Here is a 23,949-nt window from a genome sequence, read left to right as displayed (position 1 = left end):
AAAAAGCGCGGGGCAGCTTACTTAACTTCTACTTCAGCGCCGGCTTCTTCCAGTTGCTTCTTCAACGAATCAGCTTCGTCTTTAGCAACACCTTCTTTCAGGGGCTTGGGAGCACCGTCAACCAGTTCTTTGGCTTCTTTCAGGCCCAGACCGGTCAGGTCTTTCACCAGCTTAACTACTGCCAGCTTGCTTGCGCCAGCCGACTTCAGGATTACGTCGAACGACGTCTTCTCCTCGGGAGCCTCAGCAGCAGCGCCAGCGCCACCACCAGCCATCATTACGGGAGCAGCAGCAGCGGGCTCAATGCCGTACTCGTCCTTCAGGATCGTAGCCAGTTCGTTTACTTCTTTCACCGTCAGGTTAACGAGCTGCTCAGCGAATGCTTTCAAATCTGCCATTTCTGTAGATTGTTAAAAAAAGAGGGGGTTGTTGAATTTGATTGAGGGGGAAAAAGGTAGGGGAGCAATTAAGCAGCCGCCTCTTCTTTTTCGGAAAGCGTCTTGAGGATGCCAGCCAGCTTGTTGCCACCGCTCGACAGAGCGCTGATAACGTTCTTGGCGGGCGACTGGAGCAGACCGATAACTTCACCGATAAGCTCGTTTTTGCCTTTCAGCGTGCTCAGAGTCTCGAGCTGCTCAGCACCCAGGTAGATGCTGGCGTCGATGTAAGCACCCTTCAGAGCAGGCTTCGGAACTGCGTTCTTGCCGTAGTTCTGCGCCTTATAGAAGTCCTTCAGCAGTTTGCCGGGAGCGTTGCCAGCCTCTTTCGAGAACAGCACACCCGACTGGCTTTTCAGCGCCGCGTCCAGCTCAGCCGTGTCCGTGTCCAGCGTGTCGAGCGCCTTGCGGATCAGCGTGTTTTTGTACACTTTGAACTCCAGGCCACGGTTGAAGCACAACCGGCGGAATTCGTTGATTTTCGCCACCGACATTCCCGACGCATCGGTAATGTAGAACGCGTTGTGCGATTGAAACTTTTCGCTCAACTCGTCGACGAGGGCTTGTTTTTCTTCCCGGGTCATATCGTCTTGATTGTGAATTAAGCGGAAGTAACCGTGGTGTCAACCGGAACGGCCGGGCTCATCGTGCTGCTCAGCGTGATGCTCTTGATGTAGGTACCTTTCGCGGACGAAGGCTTCAGACGGATCAGCGTCTGAATTACTTCGATGGCGTTTTCAGCCAGCTTCTGGTCATCAAAAGACACTTTGCCTACGCTGGTGTGAATGATACCGGTTTTGTCGACTTTGAAGTCGATTTTACCAGCCTTCACTTCCTGCACGGCCTTGGCTACGTCGGTCGTTACCGTACCCGACTTGGGGTTTGGCATCAGACCACGAGGACCAAGTACGCGGCCCAGGCGACCTACTTTAGCCATTACCGACGGCATCGTGATAATCACGTCGATGTCAGTCCAGCCTTTCTCAATTTTCGAGATGTAGTCGTCCAAGCCTACGAAATCAGCGCCGGCAGCGGTAGCTTCGGCCTCCTTGTCGGGAGTAACCAGAGCCAGAACGCGGACGGTTTTGCCGGTACCGTGGGGCAGCGTGGCGACGCCACGAACCATTTGGTCGGCTTTGCGGGGGTCAACGCCCAGACGTACGTCGATGTCAACGGAAGCGTCAAACTTGGTGTAGGTAATATCCTTCACCACTTTGGCTGCCTCAACAAGGTTGCGTACCTGCGTCAGGTCGTGTTTGGCAAGGGCTTCCTTGCGCTTTTTGCTAACTTGTGCCATCAGTTTTCTTCTCCTTTAAAGTTATTCAGCAAAGGGAGAATCGCCCTTGATGGTAATACCCATGCTGCGGGCCGTACCTGCCACCTGCTTCATGGCCGACTCCACCTGGAAGGCGTTCAAGTCGGGCATTTTCACTTCGGCAATCGTGCGGATTTGGTCCCACGTAACCGAACCTACCTTGTTCCGGTTAGGCTCTTTCGAACCACCCTGGAGCTTGGCAGCTTCCAGCAGCATTACTGGTGCCGGAGGGGTCTTCACCACGAAGTCAAACGACTTGTCGGTGTACATGGTGATCAATACGGGACATACTTGGCCGGCCTTATCCTGGGTGCGAGCGTTGAACTGCTTGCAGAATTCCATGATGTTAAGGCCTTTGCTACCAAGTGCAGGTCCAACCGGCGGCGAGGGGTTCGCAGCGCCTCCCTTTATCTGAAGCTTCAGATAACCTCTAATTTCTTTGGCCATTGGTTTGAAAGGCTTCGGGCTGTATGTCGTAACACAAGCAGCCCTCCGTTTTATTTTATGTGTGCTCTAGTGGAAGCCCCGCCGGCTCAGAGCGAATAACCGACGACGTTCTTTGCAGAAGTTAGATCAGAGAGCGTAGAAACGGGAGGACTCTCCCACTTCTACGCTCTCTTCTGGTACTTGCTGACTTATGACTCTTTCTCGACCTGGGTGTAGCTCAGCTCCATGGGCGTGCTACGGCCGAATATTTTCACGATTACGTTGAGCTTCTTCCGCTCTTCGAACACTTCCGAAACGTTGCCGGAGAAACCGCTGAAGGCTCCATCGACTACTTTTACCAGCTCGCCTACTACAAATGGCGTTTCGAGGCTGGCCGTTTCTTCCTCGGCTTCATCTACGATGCCCAGAATCCGGTTTACTTCGGACAGGCGCAGCGGAATCGGCTTGGTGTTGGTGCTCTTACCTTCTTTGTCGCTCAGGAAACCAATTACCCCCGGAGTGCTGGTGATAATATGGTCAACTTCGCCGTGGGTCAGATCAGCGTGGATCAGGATGTAGCCGGGGAAGAAGTTCCGCTCCCGGACGCGCTTCTTGCCGTTGCGCATCTCGTACACCTTCTCGGCCGGAATCAACACCTGGGGTACCAAATCAGAAAGGCCGTGGCGGCCAATCTCGGTTTCCAAGTACTGCTTGGCTTTCTTTTCCTGGCCGCTAACTGAGCGAACCACGTACCACTTCAACTCTCCCATCTCTGCTGAATTCGATTAACGGAACGAGTTGTAAAACGCTTCGAGGCCAGTTTTGAACACGATGTCCATAATGCCCACGACGGCAGCAAACACGAGCGAACCGATGAGCACCAGACCGGCACTCTTCTGCAGTTCCTCAAAAGAAGACCACGTTACTTTGTAACGCATCTCTTCCGTGGTATCGCGGAAATATTTCGTCAGCTTGCTCATGGTGCCGATTTTGGCTTTAACTACTGCGGTTACTTCTCCGTAACCAATCTTGCACGGGCGGAGAGATTCGAACTCCCATCAAAGGTTTTGGAGACCTCTATTCTACCCTTGAACTACGCCCGTGGATGCGTCCTAAACCGATTAAAGCCGGATTGGGACTGCAAATGTACAGAACTCTTTATACAAAACAAATCCGCCTCTGAAAAAATCAGAGGCGGATTGTCTTGATTTACTGGATTTCCAGCGGAAACTAGTCGAGGATTTCAGTTACCTGACCGGCACCTACCGTACGGCCACCTTCGCGGATAGCGAAACGCAGACCTTTCTCCATTGCCACCTTGTTGAGAAGCTCAACCTGGATGGTGATGTTGTCACCGGGCATTACCATTTCAACACCTTCTGGGAGGGTGATGATGCCGGTAACGTCGGTGGTACGCAGGTAGAACTGAGGACGGTAGTTGTTGAAGAAGGGCGTGTGACGGCCACCTTCTTCTTTCGACAGTACGTACACCTCAGCTTTGAACTTCTGGTGGGGCGTTACCGAGCCGGGCTTGCAAATAACCATACCACGACGGATGGCTTCTTTTTCAATACCACGGAGCAGCAGACCTACGTTGTCACCAGCTTCGCCACGGTCGAGGATCTTGCGGAACATCTCAACACCGGTTACGGTCGACTTCAGACCTTCAGCACCCATGCCGAGGATGTCAACCTGCTCACCCGAGTTGATGATACCACGCTCGATACGGCCGGTAGCTACCGTACCACGACCCGTGATAGAGAATACGTCCTCTACGGGCATCAGGAAGGGCAGGTCGGTCAGACGAGCAGGGATTGGAATGTAGCTATCAACGGCAGCCATCAGTTCCTCGATTTTTGGAACCCAAGCAGCGTCGCCGTTCAGGCCACCCAGAGCCGAGCCCTGGATAACGGGGATGTTGTCACCGTCGAAGTCGTAGAACGAGAGCAGTTCGCGGATTTCCATTTCCACCAGCTCGAGCAGCTCGGGGTCATCCACCATGTCCACTTTGTTCATGAACACTACCAGCTGAGGTACACCTACCTGGCGAGCCAGCAGGATGTGCTCACGGGTCTGGGGCATCGGACCGTCGGTAGCAGCTACTACGAGGATAGCGCCGTCCATCTGGGCAGCACCCGTTACCATGTTCTTCACATAGTCAGCGTGACCGGGGCAGTCAACGTGAGCGTAGTGACGGTTCTCGGTAGCGTACTCTACGTGAGCGGTGTTGATGGTGATACCACGCTCTTTTTCTTCGGGAGCATTGTCGATCGAAGAGAAGTCACGCTTAGCAGCCAAACCTTTGTTCGCCAGTACCGTGGTGATAGCAGCAGTCAGGGTGGTTTTGCCGTGGTCGACGTGCCCGATCGTACCGATGTTCACGTGCGGCTTGGAACGATCAAAATTTTCTTTGGCCATTGTAAAGAGATTAAGAGGAGATTTTGTGGGGATGAGAGTAAAACGCGACTGAGCTATACTACAAGAAAGCGAAACGCAGCTCCACCTAGGGCCTGCACGTCGCTTTACCTGTTTGTCAGATCCAAACAGTGCAGTCGCGCTGCTCCGTCGGTATTTGTAATGTAATGTGAGCCATTTATGGGATTTGAACCCATGACCTCTTCCTTACCAAGGAAGTGCTCTACCACTGAGCTAAAACGGCTTATTCTGTGGTACTCGGGATTTGCTTGTGAGCGGGAGACGAGGTTCGAACCCGCGACCTGCAGCTTGGAAGGCTGCCGCTCTACCAACTGAGCTACTCCCGCGTTTGCGAAGGTCAAAATAGTGATTCGGTGTACGAGGGTGCACCGAATCACTATTTTGACCTTCTTAACTGTGGGGGTAACAGGACTCGAACCTATGAACCCGAAGGAGGTGAGTTACAGTCACCCGCAATTGCCGCTATGCGATACCCCCAGTTAGTTTTTCAGCACCATTTGCGCTGATTGTTTCCCTTCGAAACCGTGGCCTTGAACTGCCTTGGTTGCTAATGGAGTTGCAAAATTAGTGGCTTTCTGATGCAAGTCAAGCGGATGCCCCAAATTTGCTGCAATATTTTTCTACCGCCCGCTCCTGCTTTGCTGCTTTGCTGGCGCTAAGCACCTGATTTCGCCGTAGTAACGAGCGGAAATTAGGTGCTTAGAGCCGGCTAATTTTTTTCAAAAATTATTGCAGCAGGCTGTAGAAGGCCTTCAACTGCGTGTCCTTTTCCTTGGCTTTGATGTCCTGCAGAATCGGCTTTAGGCTTGGCGTGCTTGCCACCAGCGTGTTCAGGGCGCGGTAGGCGCCGAGCTTTACCGTGTAGTTAGCATGGGTACGAGCCAGAACTTCGAGCTTTTGAATACCCTTTTCCCGCTCAATGGGGGGAATGCGGGTCATCAGGTTGCCGAAGTTCTGCAGGTAATTATAGAGGTCATCTTCGGGCACGTCGTTGAGCCGGCGCAGGAACCAGGGGTACTGGTCGAGGTTCCCGTTCAGGGAATAGTAGTTGGCCAACGAGTTCAGAATGGCCGTGCTGGTGGTTTCCTGCAAGGAGTTGATTCGCTCCCGGGTGTTGATAGTCGGGGCCTTGGCCAGGGCGTCGATGGCGGCGCCGGCGACCAGGTAGGAGCTGTCGTTGAGGGCGGTGCTGTAGACGTCGCCGAAATCCTCGTTGGGGAAGGCCGACAAGGTAGCCAGCGCAGTGGCGCGCACCTGGCTCTTGATGTCGGTGGCCGCGACGCGCTTGATGTCCTTGCGCACGGCATTACCTTCCGGGCCCTTGTATTTGCGCAGGGCTTCGAGAGCCGCGTTGCGCACGGCCCAGAAATTATCATTGAGGGCATTGCGTAGCATACCACTCACGGCCAGGTCGCCCACTTTGGTGCGCAGACCATCAATGGCCTCGTACTTCTGCAGGTAGCTGCGGGCGTTATAATACTGGAACAGCAATTCGTCCTGGTTGCGCTCCTCCTGGATTTTGGCCAGCAACTGCCCTTCCGAGTCGAACTTTACCAGGTTGGGCCGTTGCGGAGCTGCCCACTGGAACGTCTGGTCGGCTTTGGTCACGACGATGCGCGTGTCGGTCGGCTGTTTATTTACCCAGGTAGTAACGGTGACGGGCAGCCGGTAAATGGGCGTGAACGTGGAATCCTGCACCTGCTGCACCCGCATCGTTACCTGCCCATTGGTGTAGGAGTGCGTGACGCGCAGCTCGGGATGGCCGCGCTGCATAAACCACTGGTCAAAAAACCACATCAGGTCTTCCCCGGTCGTTTCCTCGAAGGCAATGCGCAGCTTGGCTATTTCCGAAGCCGAAAACTTATTGGTAGTCAGGTAGCGGTTCAGAGAGGCAAAGAAGGCATCGTCGCCGACGTACTTGCGCAGCATGTGCAGCACCCGCCCGCCCTTGTCGTAGGAGTGCCGGTCGAACATGTCTTCCCGTTCGGCATAGCGGTAGCGAATCAGGGGCTCCCGCTTGTTTTCGGCTTCGGCCAGGTACTGGGACACTTTTTCCTGCTGCACCAGCTCGGCCGCGTCGGAGCCGTACTTGTGCTCGGCCCAGAGCAGCTCGGAGTAATCGGCAAAGGCTTCGTTGAGCGGCAGGTTGCTCCAGCTTTCAGCCGTGACGTAGTCGCCGAACCACTGGTGGAACAGCTCGTGGGCAATGGTACCCTCGGTGATGTAGGTTTTATCCAGCATTTCCCGGGGCGTCAGCTGGGTCCACTCCTGCCGGATGGTGGTGGCCGACGTATTTTCCATGGCCCCGGAAACAAAGTCGCGGATGGAAACCTGGGCGTATTTCTCCCAGGGAAACTCCACGCCCAGCTTCTTGGAAAAGAAGTCGAGCATGGCCGGAGTATTCCCGAAAATGGTTTTAGCAGTGCCCTGAAATTTAGGCTCCACGTAGTAGTCAACCGCCTTACCGTGCCAGGAGTCGTTGACTACGGCAAAGTCGCCCACGGCCATCATAGTCAGGTAGGGCGCGGCGGGCAGGCTCTGCTTCCAGATATCGGTGCGGGTACCGTCGGCGTTTTTCTTGGAGGAAATCAGCAGGCCGTTGGACAGCGTCTTGTACTGCGCGTCAACGGTCATGGCAATTTCCTGCGTCATGCGCTGATTGGGCTTGTCGATGGTCGGAAACCAGCAGGAGTTGGCTTCCGTCTCGCCCTGGGTCCAGATCTGCTTGGGCTTATTCTTATCCGTGCCGAGCGGGTTGATGAAGTACAGGCCCTTGTTGCCGGTAATGGCGGCGCTGCCGCCGGCCTCCAGCTCGTTGGGCTTGGCCGTGTAGCTGATGCGGATCTGGTAAGACTCGGTGCGCGCGTACTGCCGGTCGAGGTTGACGGTAATCTTGCGCTTGTCGTAGCTGTAGTTGAGGTTTTTTTCCTTGCCGCCGGTCAGCAGCCGCACGCTTTTTATGTCGAAGCCCTTGGCGTCGAGCACCACCTGGCTTTGCGGGTAAAAGTGCGGGCGCAGCGTCAGGGAGGCCGTGCCCAGCAGCCACTGCTTGGCCCAGTCGAAGCGCACTTCCAGCTTGGTATCGAGCAGGTCCGTAACGATGGTAGCGGCGGGCTGCACCGGGTTAGTGGGTGGCAGCCAAGACGGTACGATGATCGTACTGGTCGTGGACTCCGTGGCGGGCAGTTCGGCAGCAGGCGTAGCTTTCTTACGGGCAGCCGGCTTGTCCGAAGCGGATTTCGCCGGTTTTGCAGTCTGCGCCGGAGCTGTCAGATGGCACGTAAGGACCAGGCCAAGAATGCCGAGGACCGAGTATTTCATGCAGAAGGGCAATAGGGGTAAGTGGGCTAAAGTTCCGAAAATATTTCAGATTTGGCCTATCTTTAAGCCCTTTTCCGCCCCCTCTGCCCTCTCTATATGCTACAGGTACGCACCAGCTCCACCCAGACCTGGGATATTGACTATCGGCCCAACGGCTCCGTTCTCCTCGATGGCCAAGGCTTCGAATGGGATTTGGTTTCCCTGGGCAACGGCCGCTACCACGTGCTCTACGAGGGCCACTCCTACTCCGCCGAGCTGGTCAGCGCCGACTACGCCGCCAAAACCTTCCTCTGGAAGCTCAACGGCCAACTGCTGGAGCTACAAGCCAAAGACCGGTTCGACTTACTGCTCGACAAGCTGGGTATGAGCAATGCCGCAGCCAGCAAGGTAAACGAGCTGAAAGCCCCCATGCCCGGCCTGATCGTCGCGGTGCGGGTGGAGCCCGGCCAGCAGGTGCAGAAAGGCGACCCGCTGCTGGTGCTGGAAGCCATGAAGATGGAAAACATTCTGAAAGCTCCCGGCGATGGTATGGTGGGCAGCATCAAAGTCGGCCTGCGCGACAACGTGACCAAAGGCCAGGTGCTTATTCAGTTCAGCTAAGTTTTTTAACCCGTTCGTTGTTTGGCAGTATACACCTGAAGCCCGTTTGCCTGGGTGGCTGCCCGCAACCAACCTTTTCACGATTAACCCCCCACCCTTTGAAGTACAACCGAATTCTGCTGAAACTGAGCGGTGAGGCCTTGATGGGCCAGCAACAATATGGCATTGATGCGGCCCGCCTGATGCAATATGCCGAGGAAATCAAGACGGCAGCTGCTACCGGTACGCAGGTGGCCGTCGTTATTGGCGGGGGCAACATTTTCCGGGGCGTGCAGGCCGAAGCCTTCGGCCTCGACCGGGTGCAGGGCGACTACATGGGCATGCTGGCCACGGTTATCAACTCGATGGCCCTGCAAAGCGCCTTGGAAAAGCTCGACGTAAACACCCGCCTGCTCTCGGGCGTGACGATTCAGCGGGTGTGTGAGCCCTACATCCGGCGCCGGGCCTTGCGCCACCTGGAAAAAGGCCGCGTCGTTATCTTCGGGGCCGGCATTGGCTCGCCCTACTTCACCACCGACTCGGCCGCTTCGCTGCGGGCCATCGAAATTGAAGCTGACGTGGTGCTGAAAGGTACCCGCGTGGACGGTATCTACACCGCCGACCCGGAGAAAGACCCTTCGGCCACGCGCTACCCGGAAATTACGTTCGACGAGGTGATGGAAAAGAACCTCAACGTAATGGACATGACGGCCTTCACGTTGTGCAAGGAAAATAACCTGCCCATCATCGTTTTCGACATGAACAAGCCGGGCAACCTGCAGCGCCTCATTGAGGGCGAAACCGTCGGCACCCGGGTTTCCATGAATGGCTCGGTGGGCAAAAACCTGGACCCCAAGCACAGCGCCCTGCAACCCACTGTTACCACCCCCACCGAGCAGGCGTAAGCCCTCGGTTCCTTCCCCGTCACTACTTTCATTCACCGTTTTATTATGGACGAAGAAATTCAGTTCTACCTCAGCGAAGCCGAAGAGTCAATGGCCAAGTCGCTGCAACATACCAGCCAGGAAATGAGCCGCATTCGGGCTGGTAAAGCGTCGCCGGCTATGCTGGATGGCCTGCGGGTCGATTATTACGGCACGCCCACGCCGGTTAGCCAGGTTGCCAACATCACGACTCCCGACGCGCGCACCATCTTCATCAAGCCCTGGGAGAAGAACATTATTGCCGAAGTAGCCAAGGCTATCAAAAACAGTGACCTGGGCCTGAACCCCCAGTCGGATGCGGAAGGCGTGCGCCTGAACATTCCACCCATGACGGAGGAGCGCCGCCGCGACTTGGTAAAGCAGGCCAAAACGGAGTCGGAATCGGGCAAAGTCCGCATCCGCGGCATCCGCAAAGACGTCAACGACTCGCTGCGGAAGCTGCTCAAGGATGGCGCCGCCGAAGACGCCATCAAGGATGCCGAAGCCAAAGTGCAGAAGGCTACCGATTCCTATATCAGCAAGGTAGATGACCTGCTGAGCAAGAAGGAAGCTGAAATCATGACCATCTGATTTCACTTACGACCAACAAAAAGCCCCGTCAGGTACCTGACGGGGCTTTTTGTTGGAAACTACTTTTAAACTATTGCCAGAATCCCTTTTCCAGAATCCGCGCCTCCACGGCCTCGGGCACCAGGTAGCGGATAGACTTGCCCGCCCGGACACAGTCGCGGATAAACGTGGCGGAAATGTCGAGCAGCGGCGCATCTACTACCTGCACGCCCGGGTGAGCATTCACGTCGGTAGCATCGACGCCCGGCCGCGGGTACACGTACACGGCGTGCTCGGCCAGGATCCGGTCGGCCTGCTTCCAGCGCGGCAGGCCCGGCAGGTTGTCTTCGCCCATTAGCAGCACAAAGCTGTGGTCGGGATACTGCTGGCGCAGCTCATCGAGCGTGTCGATGGTATAGCTGGGCTTGGGCATGGCAAACTCAATGTCCAGGGCCCGCAGCCGGTCGTTACGCTGAATAGCCAGGCTAACCAGCTCAAACCGCTCTTCCTCGCCCAGCATCTCCTGCCCTACTTTGAACGGGCTCTGGGGCGACACCACCAGCCACACCGCATCCAGATCGGTATGCGTGGCCATGAAGTTGGCCAGGATCAGGTGGCCGGTATGAATGGGGTTGAACGAGCCAAAAAGCAGCCCTACTTTGGGGTGCGGCTTCACAAAATGGCGGGCTCGGCGGTAATAAAGTCGCGGACCAGCTTCGCGGCTTCGGCTGTGGCGTGGTCCAGATCGTCGTTCACGACCGTCACGTCAAACCGATCCTCAAAAGTCAGCTCGAAATTGGCCTTGTACAGCCGGGCCGAGATGCTGGAGGCCGAATCGGTGGCGCGGGCGCGCAGCCGCTCTTCCAGCACTTCCAGCGACGGGGGCTTCACAAAAATGGCCAAGGCACGGTCTTTGTAAAACTCCTTGATACTAAGCCCACCTTTCACGTCCACGTCCAGAATGGCGTGTTTGCCGCTTTCCCAGATGCGCTCAATCTCCGACTTGAGCGTGCCATAGAAAGCACCCTCGTACACTTCCTCCCATTCGACAAACTCGTCGTGACGAATTTTCTCCTGGAATTCCTGAACGGAAATGAAGTGATAGTCCTTGCCGTTGGCTTCGGTGCGGCCGCGCTTATCACGCGTACAGGCCGAAATGGAAAAGCTCAGCTCCGGAATCTGGTCCATGAGCCGGTGGACGATAGTGGTTTTGCCGGCGCCGGAAGGAGCCGAAAAAGCTATGATTTTACCCTGCATGGGGTAAAATTAGGCCATTTCTGCTTGAACGCGCGCTAAAATTGTTTGCGAAAGCGAAGTTGGCACTCCTTTCCGGCCGACATGCTGGGCTAGGAAGTCGATAAAAACCTGCTGCTTCTCTATGCTGTCAAAGCATGGTGAGCAATCTTCAGCATGGCTGACAAAGTACTCTTCGTCTTCCATGCTAGGCTCCTGGCCTACGATGAGTTGGTCGAGAATTGTATTCACGCGTTCACAATCGGCCCCTTCCACTTGAGAAGCAGCTTGCTGATTGGTTGATGTAGTAGCAGTGTTTTCCATAACCGAGCCCGGTGTAAATGTTTATTCGTTTTCGTCCCCAACATCAGAGCCATCGATATCGTTACCGTAGCCCATTGATTTTGCGTATTTTTCTAGTTTCTCCTTCAGGAAATTGCGCGCCCGGTGCAGACGGGAGCGGACAGTTCCAATTGGAATATCCAAAACTTTCGCCATTTCCTCATACGTAAACCCTTCCAGGTCACAGAGGATAATGACGGTGCGGAAGTCAACCGGCAGCGAGTTCAGGGCGCTGGCCACTTCGTCGCCGATGAGGTCGCGCACGGCTTGCTGCCGCATGTCCGACGAGGTGCTACCCGCGTCACCGTCGCTCTCCACGTCTTCCGTATTGTAGTAGCCCTCTATTTCGCTGTAGTCGACTTTAGCGGGCTGCTTACTTTTCTTGCGGAAGTCGTTGATAAACGAATTTTTCAGGATGCGAAACAGCCAGGCTTTGGCGTTGGTTCCCTGCTCAAAGTACTCGAAGAAGCGATATGCCTTCAAATAGGTCTCCTGGACGAGGTCGTTGGCGTCGTCCTCGTCGAGGGTCAGGCGGAAGGCAAAGTTGTAGAGTGAGTCGAGCACGGGCATCAATTCCGCCTGAAACCGGCGGTCTTTTTCCTCTTTGCTCAACTTCGGAACCCGTTCGGGAGAATCGCTCATGGGCGCTAAAAAATTGCGGCTGCGTCAGGTGTGAGTCGGCAGGCGTGTAAACAAATGTACAGATTATACTAATCCGCTCAAGCAGGGTTTTGTTGGGCCATTTGAACCTGCCTTTCCGTGCTTACTACGAGGAATCCGTAGAGAAAAACGAAAAGGTTGAAGCCAATCTGCACTTCCAGCAGGGAATCGACCAGCATGGCCACTGCCATTATCACCAGGAAATGCACTACGTACGGGTTCTGTCGCAGCGCGGGTTGCAACAAAGGCGTAAGTAGCACCAGCAGCCACAGGAACAAGCCCACTAAGCCGCTGGCCACCAGATAGTGTAAATACTGGTTATGAATCATGGCCCGGTTTTCGGGCCGCAGGCCGTAGTCGTGCCATTCGTACTCGCGCATCATGGCATCGTAGGTGTCGGCGGGCCCCACGCCGAGCCAGGGGTTACGGCCGGCCAGCCGCTGTGCCGTCTGCCAAGCAGCCAAGCGCTGTGAGAGGGAAGAGTTGTTGATGTCGTGGCCGTTAGCGAACTGCTCCACATCGTATACTGAGCCGCCGACGCGCCGCTGCATGGAAGGCAAGCTCCAGTAAGCCGCCAGCGGCACAACGACCAGGCAAGCCAGCAGGCCCAGACCTACCACAAACCGGCGGTTGAGCACCACCGTCAGCACGACATCGGCCAACAGCGTGGCGTAGAGCGCCAGCAGTCCCGTGCGATAGGCCAGCACGTGCAGCACCACGACGCACAGCAGCACCGACAGGCGCAAGAGCCAGCGCAGGGCGGCCGGGGCCGAGGCCTCACGCTGCAACAAAAAGCCGAAATACACGGCCAGCACCAGCATGATGCTGAAGTGGATGTGGAAAATGCGCGTAACCGATGGAATATTCTGGCCCTGGTTGATGAGCAGATTGGCCTGCGCCGGGTTTAGCAGATACTTGCCCAGGGTAAAGGCTCCAATCAGGGCGACGCCCACGGTGAAGAAGCATCCCACGGCATACCGTTGCTGGCGGCTCAGGGGCACGGCCAGGGCGAAGGCCAACGGCACGCCCAGCAGCGGCAGCTGCCGGAACAACTCGTGCCGCCAGACGTCCCAGGCCGAGGTGTAGAGGCCGCTGAGCAACAGCAGCGCGTAGAGCAGCGCCAGCCGGATAGCCGCGCCGTTGCGCAGCCAGCGGGGTATCTGCCGGCGCAGATCGGGGTTGAGCAGGGCGGCTACCACGCCGGCCACCGGACTCAGGGATACCAGGGCCCGCGCGGCAAACAACCCAACGACACCCGCCAGACAAGCTATTACCAGCAAATACTGCGACAGTCGCCCATCCTGATAGGCCCTACGGAACGCACTCCACCCTACGGACGGCATCATAGCATACATTCAAAGCTGCAATAACGCTAGGATTGGGCAGAGGGCAACGGCTGCCAGCTTAGAATGTGACTGGCTACTTCGACGGGGGCTATGGCCTTGATGCAGGTGCAGGCGGCCGGCACAGCGCGACAGTCAGAGCAGTCGGGCCGGTCGAAAACCAGGTATTCGGCGTGGGGGCCCAAGGGTGCCCAGCGGCCGGGGTGCGTGGGCCGCATGGGCGGATAGAGGCCCAGCGCGTGCCGCCCCAGCGCCGCGGCCAGGTGTAGGGGCCCGGTGCTGGCGGCCACCAGCCCATCGGCCTGCTGAATGAAGCTGAGCAGCTCAGCCAGGGAAAGGCGACCCGTCAGATTGCCGGCCAGAAAGGTAGCGTGCTCGTGCAGCCACGCAGCCAGCTCCTCGCCTTCCGCCGCAGTACCGGTAATGAACACCCGGTGCCCGGCCTGGTGCAGCAGCCGAACCAGGGTACCAAAATGGTCGAGGCCCCATTCGCGGGCACTGCCCCGGGAGCGGGGATGCAGCACAACGTTGAGCTGACGGCCCGTGCGGGCGGCCAGCAGCTCCCGAACGTCGGCGGGCAGAGTAGCCGTGGCGCGCAACTGCACCAGCGGGGCCACGGCCGCCAGGGGCAGCTCGGCGGGCAAGCCCAGCGGCCGCAGCAGCTTCAGGTTGAGCTGGGCCTCGTGCAGCAGAGAATGGCGCCGACTCAGAGCTACCAGCCGGTTACAGGTCAGCCAGTGAATCCAGCGGTTGCGCGTGCCAATTCGGATGGGAATACCGGACTTCTGGGCCGTGCGGGCCAGCAGCTTGTTGGGGAAAACGTGGAGTATGGCTTCGGCCTTGTACTGGCGCAGCTGCGCTACCTGCTCCTTCTCCCCTAGTTTGCTTAGCTCATCGGCGTTGAGAAAATCATCCACCCACGGGCAGGCTTCGGCGACGGCCTGGGTATAGGTGCGCCCGATCAGGACCACCCGGCAGCCGGGCACCTGCTGCTTGAGCAGGCCGCACACGGGCAGGGTCAGCACCACGTCGCCAATAGCATCGGTTCGACTAACGAGGAAAGTTCTCATGCGGACAGCGGAGCAGCGGGAGTGGCAGACTGGGTGCGCAGCTTGGCGAATTTCAGGAATACGCCCCAGGCCGAAATGGTGGCGATGCACAGGCCGGCAAAGCCATCCAGAAAGCCCAGCCGGAAGAAATAGCCGTGCACGAACTTCCAGACCGGCTTCAGCAGCAGATGAAACAGCGTGACCTGGGTTTTGCCGCGCAAGGCCAGCTCGGCGGCCGAAATGCTGGTGAAGCGGTTGAGCTGACTCACGTGCTGCTCGACGGAGTGGTAGGAGTAATGCAGCGCGTCGCCGGCCAGCGCGCCGACCGTTTGCCCGGGCGCTACCTCAAACCGCTCGTGCAGCAGCAGCCCTTCCCACTGGCCCAGCCGCCGGTCGTAGAGGCGCAGCTTCCGGTCGGGGTACCAGCCGCCGTGCCGCACCCAGGTGCCGCAGTAGTTGGTGAGGCGGGCCAGGGTGTAGCCCGCGTGCTGCCAGTTGGCTTTCGTGGCCCGGATGGAAGTTCGCAGCGCATCGGTCAGCACTTCGTCGGCGTCGAGCTGCAATACGTAGTCGTGGCGGGCCTGGGCAGTGGCGTAGTTTTTCTGCTCGACGTAGCCCGCAAAAGCGTGCTGCACCACCCGGACGCCGTGCCGGCGGCAGATGTCGACCGTTTGGTCAGTGGAAAAGGAATCGACCACCACCACGTCGTCGGCTACATCCTGCAGCGCCTCCAGGCAGCGGCCGATGTTGGCTTCCTCGTTGAAGGTGATAATCACGACGGAGAGAGAAACGGGGGGCATAGGAAAACAAATATCGGCCGAAATACCGGGCTGGCACTATCGATTTATCTTTCGAGCTTTAGCCTCTGCCTTATTCGCCTGAATACTTGCCCCGATGCGCCGGTTAGCTCACGTCCTACTTTTCTGCCTGCTATGGCCCATTATGGGCTATGGCCAGTCCAACTACCGCCTGTACGGCCCGCAGGCAGCATTGCCGAAGCACATCAATACGATTAATATTATCCACGTCGAGTTTGACACGACCCTGATCGGCAGCCGGGTCGAAGCCGGGCAAACCGTTGGGCAGGCCGACCAGACGCCGCTGGTCCGCTCGGCCCGGTACGGCCTGCAGATCCTCGATTCGGAGGCGGCGTATGAGCAGGGACAGTACGCGCGGGCGGCCGCGCTGCTGGAGGAAGCCGGGCAGCGCGAGCCCCAGAATCCGTTTGTGACCTATCAGCTGGCCCGGGCCCTGTACAAGATTGACGACAGCAAGCCCCGCGCCTACACGCTCTACCAGCGCCTCATCACGCAGCTGGACGGGGCCGTACCGCAGAACGACTCTACCCTGAACGTGGACGTGTGGTTTGCCGAAGCCTACTGGAAGCTCGGCACGCTCTACATGGACAACCAGCAGTGGCCCGAGGCTATTCTGAGCATTTCGCAGTTTTTGCTGGCCGCGCCAAAGCCAGCTTACGCCGGCACACCCTTGCACGAGCAAGTCCTGGCTTACCTGACTGAGTGCTTCTACCACGTCGGCGACGCGGCCATGTGCCGGCACTACGGGCAGCTCACCCTACAGATGTTTCCCCGAAACAGCTACGTGAAGCCGTACCTGGCGCATCTGCCGGCGCCAACCGCCACAAAAAAGCCCGCCCGAAAAGCTTCGGGCGGGCTGAAAAAACAGGCTAAGAAATAGCGCCTAGTAGCGGTACAGGTCCGATTTGAACGGGCCTTGCACTTCTACGCCGATGTAGCTGGCCTGCTTAGGCTTCAGCTCATCCAGCTCCACCCCGATTTTGGCCAGGTGCAGACGGGCAACTTTCTCGTCGAGGTGCTTGGGCAGGGTGTACACCTTGTTTTCGTAGGCGGCCGAGTTCTGCCACAGCTCCAGTTGCGCCAGCGTCTGGTTCGTGAACGAGTTCGACATCACGAACGACGGGTGACCCGTCGCGCAGCCCAGGTTCACGAGGCGGCCTTCGGCCAGGATGATTACTTCCTTGCCGTCGATGTTATACAGGTCCACCTGGGGCTTCACCGTGTCTTTGGTGTGGCCGTAGTTGGTGTTCAGCCAAGCCATGTCAATTTCATCGTCGAAGTGACCGATGTTGCAGACAATGGCCTTGTCTTTCAGGGCGCGGAAGTGCTGTTCGGTGATGATGTCGCAGTTGCCGGTAGCGGTTACCACGATGTCAGCTTCCTTGATGGCATTTTCCATGCGCTTCACGGCGTAGCCGTCCATAGCGGCTTGCAGGGCGCAGATGGGGTCAATTTCGGTGACGATAACCCGGGCGCCGGCCCCGCGCAGCGAAGCGGCGGTACCTTTTCCGACGTCGCCGTAACCGGCCACCACGGCAATCTTGCCGGCCATCATCACGTCGGTAGCCCGGCGGATAGCGTCCACGGCCGACTCTTTGCAGCCGTATTTGTTATCGAACTTCGACTTGGTTACCGAGTCGTTGATGTTGAAGGCGGGCATCGGCAACGAGCCGTTTTTCACGCGGTCCAGCAGGCGCAGTACGCCCGTGGTGGTTTCCTCGGAAATGCCTTTGATACCGGCGGCCAGCTCGGGGAAGCGGTCCAGAACCATGTTGGTCAGGTCGCCGCCGTCGTCCAGAATCATGTTCAGGGGCTGGTGGTCTTCGCCGAAGTACAGCGTCTGCTCGATGCACCAGTTGAACTCCTCTTCGTTCATGCCTTTCCAGGCGTATACCGGAATGCCGGCGGCGGCAATAGCCGCGGCGGCGTGGTCCTGGGTCGAGAAGATGTTGCAGGACGACCAGGTTACGTCGGCACCCAGGGCGATAAGCGTTTCAATGAGAACCGCCGTTTGGATGGTCATGTGCAGGCAGCCCGCGATGCGCGCGCCCTTGAGGGGCTGCGAAGCGCCAAACTCTTCGCGCAGGGACATCAGACCCGGCATTTCGGCCTCAGCCAACCGGATTTCTTTGCGGCCCCATTCGGCCAGCGACATGTCCTTTACTTTGTACGGAACGTACGTTTTCGTGGTGGTTTCGACCATGATGCAGTAAGATATTTGCGATTCAACTATAAAGGTAGCCAAAATGTTAGCGAAGCCAAGAAGCCTACCCCGCAGGATAGGCTTCTTGGCTTCGGCAGGAACACCCTTTAGCAGACAGCTCTGAGGGTCCTAATTATTGGTAATAAGCGTGGCGCGCAAGCGCAGGGGCTCAGCAATGGCACCCGTGGTATTTTTGATACCCCGCAGGACCACCGTATAAATTTTTCCGGCCTCGTAGTTTCGGGTCACGCCAGTGTTACCGTTACCATCGCCCACAGAGGCTTCCGTAGTAGCGGTCAGACCAGACCCAACGGAAACAGCCAAATTGTAGGGACCAGGATTGATTTCTACGAAAGAAGAAGGAGTACCGAAAGCAACACCGGTAACAACATCGGTATTGCCGGCAAGTGGCGCTGGTACCGACAAATTAACCACGTTAGCAACACTTACACCCAAGTGCACTAGACGAATTTTAGCTTTGCCAGTTGAGGGAGGCGTTAAGTCGTCGGTGACGGCTAAGCTGGCAATAGAGCCGATAGTAGGATCTTTAGAGTAAGCAAAAACCGAATAGCTTTTATCCTTTTCTACGGCCAAGGCCTGCGTCACGGCAGTCTGCCCCGTTGTGGCATCGTTTACTTTGATGGATTGCGACCCGGCAGCTACGCTTGTGTATTGGCTCTGCGTACCGTAAGCAAGCGAGCTTACTTCCTTGTTGTCATTGGCCACAAACTTTACTTGGGCGCTCGATGATGGCGCGGCGTGCACGAGGAGTACCCGGCCTTGGTCAGGCGTTGGTCCCACTGGGTCGTCGTCTTTGCTGCAGCCGCCGAAGATCAGGGCAGCAGGAACTGCGGCCAACAAAAAACGGCGCTGTAGAGTGTTTACGAGGGTTTTCATACGCTAGGGAAAAAGTAGGTACAGTTTCAACTTGCCGACAGAACGTAAGACCAGCGGCTTTTGTTGGATAGGCTGGGCAAAGTTTTTCTAGATGAATAGGATTATTTCCTCGACCAACGTCTTAGGGAGCTATTGCACAGAGTAGTACATTTGTATTCGCGCCTATTTTTCCTTCGCAACATCCTATGTCTCTTCTTCGTGTTTCGGCCTTGTCGCTGGGCCTTTCGCTGTCGGCGGCCGCCGCTTTTGCCCAACAGGCGCCCACCCAGCAGGTGCCTTACATCCGCTTAAGCCCGGAAGATCAGGCCCGGGGCCTGAATGGCGCCCAGCGCAATTTTTTCTTTACCACTGGCGAAAGCACCCGGGAAGAAGACTACGTGAATGCCGGTTTCTTCGGGCAGCGCCTGCGCCCCTACCTGGCCAACAACCCGGAGGCTTTGGCCAACCTGAACGCCTACCGGGCTCAGAAATGGCTGTTTCTCGGCGAGCGACTCACCTTCGTGGGCGCCGTGGCGTTCTACAGTCAGCAGGTACTCTCGGGCGACGGAGAGCAGCAGTATTTTAAGGATACCCAGAAAGCCGCCATTGGCGTGGCGACGCTGAGCCTGCTGTCCAACATCTTTATTACCCGCCATACCAACGAGCGTTTTCAGCGCGCGGTATCGGCTCACAACGCCGGGCTTTCCTCGGCTCATAGCAGCATGCTGCAGCGCCTGACGCCCGCTACCATCGGGCTGGCCGCCGCGCAGAATGGCCAGCCGCTGCTAGCTTTGCGCTGGAACGTGCGGTAAGCCGTTCGCGCCGTTTTCCCGTAAACACCTTGCATGAACTATCCGCTTCCTGCAGCGGCCCGGCAGTACGTTGCCGACCATCTGCATGACGACCCCGCCCAACTGGCCCTGCAGGCCCGGCGCTATCCGGGCTTGCCGGTGCCGGACTTGGTACGGCAAATCCAGGCCCGCCAGAAAGCCCGCACCAAGCTGCCGGCGTGGGCCGACAATCCCGATTTGATCTTTCCCCCGGCTTTATCCGTCGAGCAGGCTTCTTCGGCCCGCTCGGCTGCGTTTAAGGCCAGCCTGGTGCAGGGCCAGCGTCTGGTCGACCTGACCGGCGGCTTCGGAGTAGATGCCTCGCACTTCGCGGCCCGTATTCCGGAGGTGCACTACGTGGAGCGCGACCCGGCCCTGGTAGCCGTGGTGCAGTACAACCTGGCCCAGCTCGGCGTCAGCAACGTGAGCTGCCACGCCGACGACGCGCTGAGCTTTCTGAAAAGCACGCCCGACACGTTCGACTGGATTTACCTGGACCCGGCCCGCCGCAATTCGGCCGACAAGAAAATCTACCGGCTGCAGGACTGTGAGCCGGATATTCTGCGCATTCTGCCTTTGCTGCTGCACAAGGGCCGGCAGGTGCTGCTCAAGACCTCGCCCATGCTGGACATCGAGCAGGCCTTGCTGGAGCTGAAGCAGGTGCGCCGCCTGTGGGTGGTAGCCGTGGACAACGAGTGCAAAGAGGTGCTGTATGAGCTGGGCCCCGAGCCGGCCGTCGACCCGGAGCGCTACACGGTGAATTTGCTGCGCAACGGGCAGCAGCAGGAGTTCCGGCTGAACAAGGCCCGCGAAACCCGCGCCGTTGCCCGCTACGCCGAAGCCCAGAACTACCTGTACGAGCCCAACGTGGCCGTGCTCAAGGCCGGGGGCTTCAAAAGCGTGGGCACGGCCTTCGAGCTGCTCAAGCTGCACCAGCACAGCCACCTCTACACCTCCGACACGCTCCGCGCCGACTTCCCGGGCCGCATCTTCCGCATCGTGGCCACGGAGCGCTACGACCGGGACGCCCTGCGGGCCCACCTCGGCCCCGAGCTGCGCGCCCACGTCACGACCCGCAACTTCCCCGACTCGGTAGCCGAGTTCCGGCACCGCACCGGCATCCGGGAAGGCGGCCACCTCTACATGTTTGCCACCACCGACCTGCAAGGCCGCCTGGCCGTGCTGGTGTGTGAGAAGCTGGCAGTTTAATGTGCTAAGGTGCTAATGTGGGAAATGTGCTGAATGGGAAGAAATGTGAAAAATAAAAAAGGCGTGTCATTGCGAGGAACGAAATAAGCCGTCCTCTGCGCAGCATGACCCGTTCTTTTACTACGAAGCCCTAACGTCTGCTCTGACGTTAGGGCTTTTCACATAAGGGCGTTCAGCACATTTCGGAGGCGTGTCATTGCGAGCGAAGCAATGACACGCCTTTTTTATTTTTCACATTCAGCACATTTCCCACATTAGCACCTGAGCACATTCCTTCACATTAGCACATTTCCCACATACTCCACGTCACTTCGCGGGGCTGGTCCAGGGGCTGCCTTTCAGGCGGAAGCGCCAGGGCAGGGCGGCATCGGGGCCGGCGTAGTCGATACCGACGCGGGGGCTGGCTACGATTAGCTCGTCGGGCACTGGCTCATGGTGGTCTTCGAGCCAGATCAGGTTGCCGGTCAAATCGGTGCCGTAGTGCTGGGTGGTGATGCCCAGGGCCTGGGTCAGCAGGCCGGGGCCGCCGGTAAGGTTGCGGGCGGGCTGCGTCAGGCCGCGGCGCAAGAGCATTTCCGGGACTCCCTCGGTGGGCTCCAGGCCCCGGATCAGGACGGCATCGGCCTTGCCGGCTTCGTTGGTAATGAGGTTGAACAGCACGTAGCGGCCGTAGATCAAATAGGTGTAGGCCACGCCGCCGGCCTCGTACATCACTTTGGTGCGGGCCGTGTAGCGGCCCAGGTGCGAGTGGCAGGCCTGGTCGTTGAGGTGGGCATAGGCCTCGGTTTCGACGATCCGCCCGCCGGTCAGCACCCCGTCGATGTTGGTAAACACGTACTTGCCCAGCAGGTCGCGGGCAATCTGAACGACGTCGGGGCCGCGGTAGAAATCAAGCGGGATTTTGGGCATAGAGCAGAAGCAAGGAGCAGGAAAAGCCGGGGCCGCGAAGGGCCGGTTTCTGCCCAAACGGCGGGGCCGGCTCCACGGTTAGGTTCCGCATTACAAAAACGCCCTATCTTTGCCCCGCTATAGGTGGCCAGACCCCGATTGGGGGGCGCGGCTGAAAAGGGAATCCGGTTTAATTCCGGAGCTGTCCCCGCAACTGTACGCTTCTAGTATTGGTAGGCCCACTTGCTGCCACTGTTTCGCCGACGGTCATTCTTTAGCCGGAATGACCCGAGAAATGGGAAGGCGGCCTACCCGAAGCAAGCCAGGAGACCTGCCTATGCGTTTTGTAGTGTTCAGCGCTTTCGGGTGAAAGGCGGAGAATGATGACAGCGGCGGCTCTGACGGGCGGCTATTTCCCTGTTTTCAGGCTCGGCTTCGCGTTGGTTTTTCCCAGCCGGGAAGGCCGTACGTGAGGTTTTGAACCGAATTTTCCTAAACCGGAAATTTGGTTCGGATGATTAACGGATACCGTGTACAGTTTCTGAAGCGCGCCGGCCGGCTGCTGGCCCTGCTGGTGTGGCCGGCGGCCGCCACCGCCCAGCAGCCCGACTCGGCGCGGGCCATAACCCGGCTACAGCAGCTGCCCACCGTGCGCGTGCAGGGCAGCCGGCCCGGCCGGTTTGCCGTGGGCAGCCGCGTCATGGCCCTGGATTCGGCCGTGCTGGGGCAGTACCGGGCCGGTACCTTGGCCGACGTGCTGCTGGCCCAGACGCCGGTGTACCTGAAAAACTACGGGCCCGGCCAGCTTTCCTCCATTTCGATTCGGGGCACCTCGGCCCGGCACACGGCCGTGCTCTGGAACGGCTTCAACATCAACCTGCCTTCCCTGGGCGAGGCCGACTTTGCGCTGTTCCCCACCAACGGCTCGACCCGCGTGGATGTGCAGTACGGCCCGGCCGGCGCGGCTTACGGCACCGGGGCCGTGGGCGGCGCGGTGCTGCTCTCGTCGCCGGTGGTGTGGGGCGCGGGCGGGCGGGGTACGGTGCAGGCCGACGCGGGCAGCTTCGGGCTACGGGCGGGCAGCGTGGAAGGCAGCTTCAGCAACGCGAAAGTGGCCGTGCGCGGCGCCGCTTCCTACCGCCAAGCCCGCAACGACTTCTATTACGACTCCCTGTCGGCCGACGGCCCGATTAGACGGCGGCAGCCCAACGCCGACTTTGCGCAGTGGAGCCTGACCCAGGATGCAACCCTGCGGGTGGGCCAGCAGGGCGAGTTGATGGCCGCCGTGTGGCTGACCGACGCCAACCGCCACATTCAGCCCGCCATTGGCTCGGTGAATGACCACGCCCGGGAGCGGGACCAGAGCCGGCGCCTGCTGACCGGCTACCGCCACGTGGCCAGCCGCGCCGAGTGGTCGGTGCGCGGGGCCTGGTTTGAGGACGTGCTCAACTATTTCAACGGCAACCTGGTGAGTAATTCGCGGGTACGCACCACCCAGGCCCAGGCCGAGTACACCGCCAACTTCCGGCCCAACCTGAGCTTGCGCGCCGGGGCTGAAGCGCAGCATTTCGCGGCCGAAGTCGATGGCTACGGGCAGCCCATTACCGAAAACCGCTTTTCCGGCTTTGCCCTGCTGCGCTACGACCCGCGGCCCCGGCTGCACCTGAGCGCCAACCTGCGGCAGGCCGTGGTGCCGGGCCGCCGGCCGCCGCTGGCCCCGACTGTGGGCGCCGAGTGGCAGGCTGTAAGCACCGCAACCCAGCTGCTGACCCTGAAAGCCAGTGCCGCCCGCGGCTACCGCGCCCCGACCCTGAACGAGCGGTACTGGCGGCCCGGCGGCAACCCTGACCTGCTGCCCGAAAGCAGCCTGGGCTACGAAGCCGGCCTGCTGCACCGCTGGCAGCCCACGGCAGCCACCAGCCTGCAAACCGAGCTGACGGCCTACCGCCAGCTGGTAAACGACTGGGTCGACTGGACGACGCACCCCACGCTCAACTACAGCACCCCGCTGAATCTGCGCCAGGTGCTGACCCGGGGCCTGGAAGCTACTACCCGGCTGATGTGGCAGCGCGGGCAGTACCGACTCAGCAGCCGACTGGCGTACAGCTTCACACAGGCAGAAAAAACCAGGGGCTACGCCACCGACCAGAACCCCACCGGCCGGCAGATGCGCTACGTGCCCCTGCACACCGGCGTGCTGACTACCGACCAAGCCTGGCGCCACTGGCAGCTGACCACGACGCTCAGCGTGACGGGCTATCGGTTTACCGACAACTCGGCCACCGATTTTCTGCCCTCATACCTGCTGCTGCACGCCACGCTGGCCCGCACCGTGGTGGTGCGCCCGGCCTGGCAGCTCACGGTGCTGGCCCAGGGCTACAACCTCACCAACGCCGTGTACCAGAACTACGCCTACCGGGCCATGCCGCCCCGCTCGGCTCAGCTAAGCTTGCGCGTGGCCTGGCATTAGCACCGGCTTTCTACCGATTTA

25 protein-coding genes, 4 tRNA genes and 1 riboswitch are annotated in these 23,949 nt (G+C 58.7%); of the genes, 7 read left to right on the top strand and 22 right to left on the bottom strand.

Annotation, left to right across the window (positions count from 1 at the left end):
* Nucleotides 1-17 precede the first annotated feature (17 nt).
* From rplL to E5K00_RS16630, 12 genes are all read right to left on the bottom strand, one after another.
* The gene (gene rplL, locus E5K00_RS16685; RefSeq protein WP_135464438.1) at nt 18-398 is read right to left on the bottom strand and encodes a 50S ribosomal protein L7/L12; all 381 of its coding nucleotides are present in this window, start codon (nt 396-398) and stop codon (nt 18-20) included.
* Nucleotides 399-466: 68 nt separating this feature from the next.
* Nucleotides 467-1,021: a 50S ribosomal protein L10 gene (rplJ, locus tag E5K00_RS16680; RefSeq protein WP_100337270.1), complete on the bottom strand. Its 555-nt coding sequence runs from the start codon at nt 1,019-1,021 to the stop codon at nt 467-469.
* A 17-nt stretch (nt 1,022-1,038) separates the two neighbouring features.
* A complete protein-coding gene (gene rplA, locus E5K00_RS16675) occupies nt 1,039-1,734 on the bottom strand; it encodes a 50S ribosomal protein L1 (protein WP_135464437.1) in 696 nt (231 codons plus the stop codon).
* Nucleotides 1,735-1,755: 21 nt separating this feature from the next.
* A complete protein-coding gene (rplK, locus tag E5K00_RS16670; protein ID WP_100337268.1) occupies nt 1,756-2,199 on the bottom strand; it encodes a 50S ribosomal protein L11 in 444 nt (147 codons plus the stop codon).
* Nucleotides 2,200-2,387: 188 nt separating this feature from the next.
* Nucleotides 2,388-2,948, bottom strand: a complete 561-nt coding sequence (nusG, locus tag E5K00_RS16665) for a transcription termination/antitermination protein NusG (RefSeq protein WP_100337267.1) — start codon at nt 2,946-2,948, stop codon at nt 2,388-2,390.
* Nucleotides 2,949-2,963: 15 nt separating this feature from the next.
* Nucleotides 2,964-3,158 carry a preprotein translocase subunit SecE gene (gene secE / locus E5K00_RS16660; RefSeq protein ID WP_135464436.1) on the bottom strand — a complete coding sequence of 65 codons (195 nt, stop codon included), beginning with the start codon at nt 3,156-3,158 and terminating at the stop codon, nt 2,964-2,966.
* A gap of 52 nt (nt 3,159-3,210) precedes the next feature.
* A tRNA-Trp gene (locus E5K00_RS16655) sits at nt 3,211-3,281 on the bottom strand.
* A gap of 127 nt (nt 3,282-3,408) precedes the next feature.
* Entirely contained in the window at nt 3,409-4,596 is a 1,188-nt protein-coding gene (gene tuf, locus E5K00_RS16650) for an elongation factor Tu (protein ID WP_135464435.1), read from the bottom strand.
* 169 nt (nt 4,597-4,765) lie between these two features.
* A tRNA-Thr gene (locus E5K00_RS16645) sits at nt 4,766-4,837 on the bottom strand.
* Between the two features lie 30 nt (nt 4,838-4,867).
* A tRNA-Gly gene (locus tag E5K00_RS16640) sits at nt 4,868-4,940 on the bottom strand.
* Between the two features lie 71 nt (nt 4,941-5,011).
* A tRNA-Tyr gene (locus E5K00_RS16635) sits at nt 5,012-5,091 on the bottom strand.
* A gap of 249 nt (nt 5,092-5,340) precedes the next feature.
* Nucleotides 5,341-7,734, bottom strand: coding sequence for a M1 family aminopeptidase (locus E5K00_RS16630; RefSeq protein ID WP_245328321.1), 2,394 nt, complete (start codon nt 7,732-7,734; stop codon nt 5,341-5,343).
* A 297-nt stretch (nt 7,735-8,031) separates the two neighbouring features.
* On the opposite strand from E5K00_RS16630, the gene E5K00_RS16625 reads away from it, so the two are divergent.
* From E5K00_RS16625 to frr, 3 genes are all read left to right on the top strand, one after another.
* Nucleotides 8,032-8,535: a biotin/lipoyl-containing protein gene (locus E5K00_RS16625; protein ID WP_135464433.1), complete on the top strand. Its 504-nt coding sequence runs from the start codon at nt 8,032-8,034 to the stop codon at nt 8,533-8,535.
* Nucleotides 8,536-8,633: 98 nt separating this feature from the next.
* Entirely contained in the window at nt 8,634-9,419 is a 786-nt protein-coding gene (pyrH, locus tag E5K00_RS16620; RefSeq protein ID WP_245328320.1) for a UMP kinase, read from the top strand.
* Nucleotides 9,420-9,464: 45 nt separating this feature from the next.
* The gene (frr, locus tag E5K00_RS16615; protein WP_135464432.1) at nt 9,465-10,028 is read left to right on the top strand and encodes a ribosome recycling factor; all 564 of its coding nucleotides are present in this window, start codon (nt 9,465-9,467) and stop codon (nt 10,026-10,028) included.
* Nucleotides 10,029-10,098: 70 nt separating this feature from the next.
* Here frr and nadD read toward each other — a convergent pair whose 3' ends face one another.
* The 7 genes from nadD to E5K00_RS16580 form a co-directional block, all read right to left on the bottom strand.
* On the bottom strand, nt 10,099-10,683 hold the full coding sequence (gene nadD, locus E5K00_RS16610; RefSeq protein ID WP_135464431.1) for a nicotinate (nicotinamide) nucleotide adenylyltransferase: 585 nt from the start codon (nt 10,681-10,683) through the stop codon (nt 10,099-10,101).
* Nucleotides 10,680-11,264, bottom strand: a complete 585-nt coding sequence (gene gmk, locus E5K00_RS16605) for a guanylate kinase (RefSeq protein WP_135464430.1) — start codon at nt 11,262-11,264, stop codon at nt 10,680-10,682. The genes nadD and gmk overlap by 4 nt, the downstream gene beginning before the upstream one ends.
* 9 nt (nt 11,265-11,273) lie before the next feature.
* Entirely contained in the window at nt 11,274-11,564 is a 291-nt protein-coding gene (locus tag E5K00_RS16600; protein WP_135464429.1) for a hypothetical protein, read from the bottom strand.
* A 21-nt stretch (nt 11,565-11,585) separates the two neighbouring features.
* Complete coding sequence (locus E5K00_RS16595; RefSeq protein ID WP_135464428.1) at nt 11,586-12,224, bottom strand: sigma-70 family RNA polymerase sigma factor; 639 nt, start codon at nt 12,222-12,224, stop codon at nt 11,586-11,588.
* A gap of 77 nt (nt 12,225-12,301) precedes the next feature.
* A complete protein-coding gene (locus tag E5K00_RS16590; RefSeq protein ID WP_135464427.1) occupies nt 12,302-13,588 on the bottom strand; it encodes an O-antigen ligase family protein in 1,287 nt (428 codons plus the stop codon).
* A 26-nt stretch (nt 13,589-13,614) separates the two neighbouring features.
* Complete coding sequence (locus E5K00_RS16585) at nt 13,615-14,655, bottom strand: glycosyltransferase family 9 protein (RefSeq protein WP_135464426.1); 1,041 nt, start codon at nt 14,653-14,655, stop codon at nt 13,615-13,617.
* Nucleotides 14,652-15,434, bottom strand: coding sequence for a glycosyltransferase family 2 protein (locus E5K00_RS16580; protein WP_135464425.1), 783 nt, complete (start codon nt 15,432-15,434; stop codon nt 14,652-14,654). The genes E5K00_RS16585 and E5K00_RS16580 overlap by 4 nt, the downstream gene beginning before the upstream one ends.
* A 94-nt stretch (nt 15,435-15,528) precedes the next feature.
* On the opposite strand from E5K00_RS16580, the gene E5K00_RS16575 reads away from it, so the two are divergent.
* Nucleotides 15,529-16,332, top strand: a complete 804-nt coding sequence (locus E5K00_RS16575) for a tetratricopeptide repeat protein (protein WP_135464424.1) — start codon at nt 15,529-15,531, stop codon at nt 16,330-16,332.
* Nucleotides 16,333-16,335: 3 nt separating this feature from the next.
* Here the strand turns inward: E5K00_RS16575 and ahcY are convergent, their stop codons facing one another.
* Nucleotides 16,336-17,655, bottom strand: coding sequence for an adenosylhomocysteinase (gene ahcY, locus E5K00_RS16570; protein ID WP_135464423.1), 1,320 nt, complete (start codon nt 17,653-17,655; stop codon nt 16,336-16,338).
* A 129-nt stretch (nt 17,656-17,784) separates the two neighbouring features.
* Nucleotides 17,785-18,552: a DUF4397 domain-containing protein gene (locus tag E5K00_RS16565; RefSeq protein ID WP_135464422.1), complete on the bottom strand. Its 768-nt coding sequence runs from the start codon at nt 18,550-18,552 to the stop codon at nt 17,785-17,787.
* 185 nt (nt 18,553-18,737) lie between these two features.
* On the opposite strand from E5K00_RS16565, the gene E5K00_RS16560 reads away from it, so the two are divergent.
* Complete coding sequence (locus tag E5K00_RS16560; RefSeq protein ID WP_135464421.1) at nt 18,738-19,343, top strand: hypothetical protein; 606 nt, start codon at nt 18,738-18,740, stop codon at nt 19,341-19,343.
* Between the two features lie 33 nt (nt 19,344-19,376).
* Nucleotides 19,377-20,570, top strand: a complete 1,194-nt coding sequence (locus E5K00_RS16555; RefSeq protein WP_135464420.1) for a class I SAM-dependent methyltransferase — start codon at nt 19,377-19,379, stop codon at nt 20,568-20,570.
* A 306-nt stretch (nt 20,571-20,876) separates the two neighbouring features.
* On the opposite strand, the gene E5K00_RS16550 is transcribed toward E5K00_RS16555, so the two are convergent.
* Nucleotides 20,877-21,479, bottom strand: coding sequence for a DNA-3-methyladenine glycosylase (locus tag E5K00_RS16550; RefSeq protein ID WP_135464419.1), 603 nt, complete (start codon nt 21,477-21,479; stop codon nt 20,877-20,879).
* Nucleotides 21,480-21,583: 104 nt separating this feature from the next.
* A riboswitch (cobalamin riboswitch) is annotated at nt 21,584-21,811 on the top strand.
* A 161-nt stretch (nt 21,812-21,972) separates the two neighbouring features.
* Between E5K00_RS16550 and E5K00_RS16545 the strand changes: the two genes are divergently transcribed.
* Nucleotides 21,973-23,928 (top strand): TonB-dependent receptor plug domain-containing protein, encoded by a 1,956-nt coding sequence (locus E5K00_RS16545; RefSeq protein ID WP_135464418.1) that lies wholly within the window; start codon nt 21,973-21,975, stop codon nt 23,926-23,928.
* Nucleotides 23,929-23,949 lie beyond the last annotated feature (21 nt).

Origin of the sequence: Hymenobacter aquaticus (assembly GCF_004765605.1) — a bacterium.
GTDB lineage: Bacteria > Bacteroidota > Bacteroidia > Cytophagales > Hymenobacteraceae > Hymenobacter > Hymenobacter aquaticus.
This window is presented reverse-complemented; position numbering and strand designations above follow the sequence as displayed.

Coding starts and splice junctions, on each gene's coding strand:
- rplL (WP_135464438.1), bottom strand. CDS start 398: ATGGCAGATTTGAAAGCATTCGCTGAGCAGCTCGTTAACCTGACGGTG.
- rplJ (WP_100337270.1), bottom strand. CDS start 1,021: ATGACCCGGGAAGAAAAACAAGCCCTCGTCGACGAGTTGAGCGAAAAG.
- rplA (WP_135464437.1), bottom strand. CDS start 1,734: ATGGCACAAGTTAGCAAAAAGCGCAAGGAAGCCCTTGCCAAACACGAC.
- rplK (WP_100337268.1), bottom strand. CDS start 2,199: ATGGCCAAAGAAATTAGAGGTTATCTGAAGCTTCAGATAAAGGGAGGC.
- nusG (WP_100337267.1), bottom strand. CDS start 2,948: ATGGGAGAGTTGAAGTGGTACGTGGTTCGCTCAGTTAGCGGCCAGGAA.
- secE (WP_135464436.1), bottom strand. CDS start 3,158: ATGAGCAAGCTGACGAAATATTTCCGCGATACCACGGAAGAGATGCGT.
- tuf (WP_135464435.1), bottom strand. CDS start 4,596: ATGGCCAAAGAAAATTTTGATCGTTCCAAGCCGCACGTGAACATCGGT.
- E5K00_RS16625 (WP_135464433.1), top strand. CDS start 8,032: ATGCTACAGGTACGCACCAGCTCCACCCAGACCTGGGATATTGACTAT.
- frr (WP_135464432.1), top strand. CDS start 9,465: ATGGACGAAGAAATTCAGTTCTACCTCAGCGAAGCCGAAGAGTCAATG.
- gmk (WP_135464430.1), bottom strand. CDS start 11,264: ATGCAGGGTAAAATCATAGCTTTTTCGGCTCCTTCCGGCGCCGGCAAA.
- E5K00_RS16600 (WP_135464429.1), bottom strand. CDS start 11,564: ATGGAAAACACTGCTACTACATCAACCAATCAGCAAGCTGCTTCTCAA.
- E5K00_RS16595 (WP_135464428.1), bottom strand. CDS start 12,224: ATGAGCGATTCTCCCGAACGGGTTCCGAAGTTGAGCAAAGAGGAAAAA.
- E5K00_RS16590 (WP_135464427.1), bottom strand. CDS start 13,588: ATGATGCCGTCCGTAGGGTGGAGTGCGTTCCGTAGGGCCTATCAGGAT.
- E5K00_RS16585 (WP_135464426.1), bottom strand. CDS start 14,655: ATGAGAACTTTCCTCGTTAGTCGAACCGATGCTATTGGCGACGTGGTG.
- E5K00_RS16580 (WP_135464425.1), bottom strand. CDS start 15,434: ATGCCCCCCGTTTCTCTCTCCGTCGTGATTATCACCTTCAACGAGGAA.
- E5K00_RS16575 (WP_135464424.1), top strand. CDS start 15,529: ATGCGCCGGTTAGCTCACGTCCTACTTTTCTGCCTGCTATGGCCCATT.
- ahcY (WP_135464423.1), bottom strand. CDS start 17,655: ATGGTCGAAACCACCACGAAAACGTACGTTCCGTACAAAGTAAAGGAC.
- E5K00_RS16565 (WP_135464422.1), bottom strand. CDS start 18,552: ATGAAAACCCTCGTAAACACTCTACAGCGCCGTTTTTTGTTGGCCGCA.
- E5K00_RS16560 (WP_135464421.1), top strand. CDS start 18,738: ATGTCTCTTCTTCGTGTTTCGGCCTTGTCGCTGGGCCTTTCGCTGTCG.
- E5K00_RS16555 (WP_135464420.1), top strand. CDS start 19,377: ATGAACTATCCGCTTCCTGCAGCGGCCCGGCAGTACGTTGCCGACCAT.
- E5K00_RS16550 (WP_135464419.1), bottom strand. CDS start 21,479: ATGCCCAAAATCCCGCTTGATTTCTACCGCGGCCCCGACGTCGTTCAG.
- E5K00_RS16545 (WP_135464418.1), top strand. CDS start 21,973: ATGATTAACGGATACCGTGTACAGTTTCTGAAGCGCGCCGGCCGGCTG.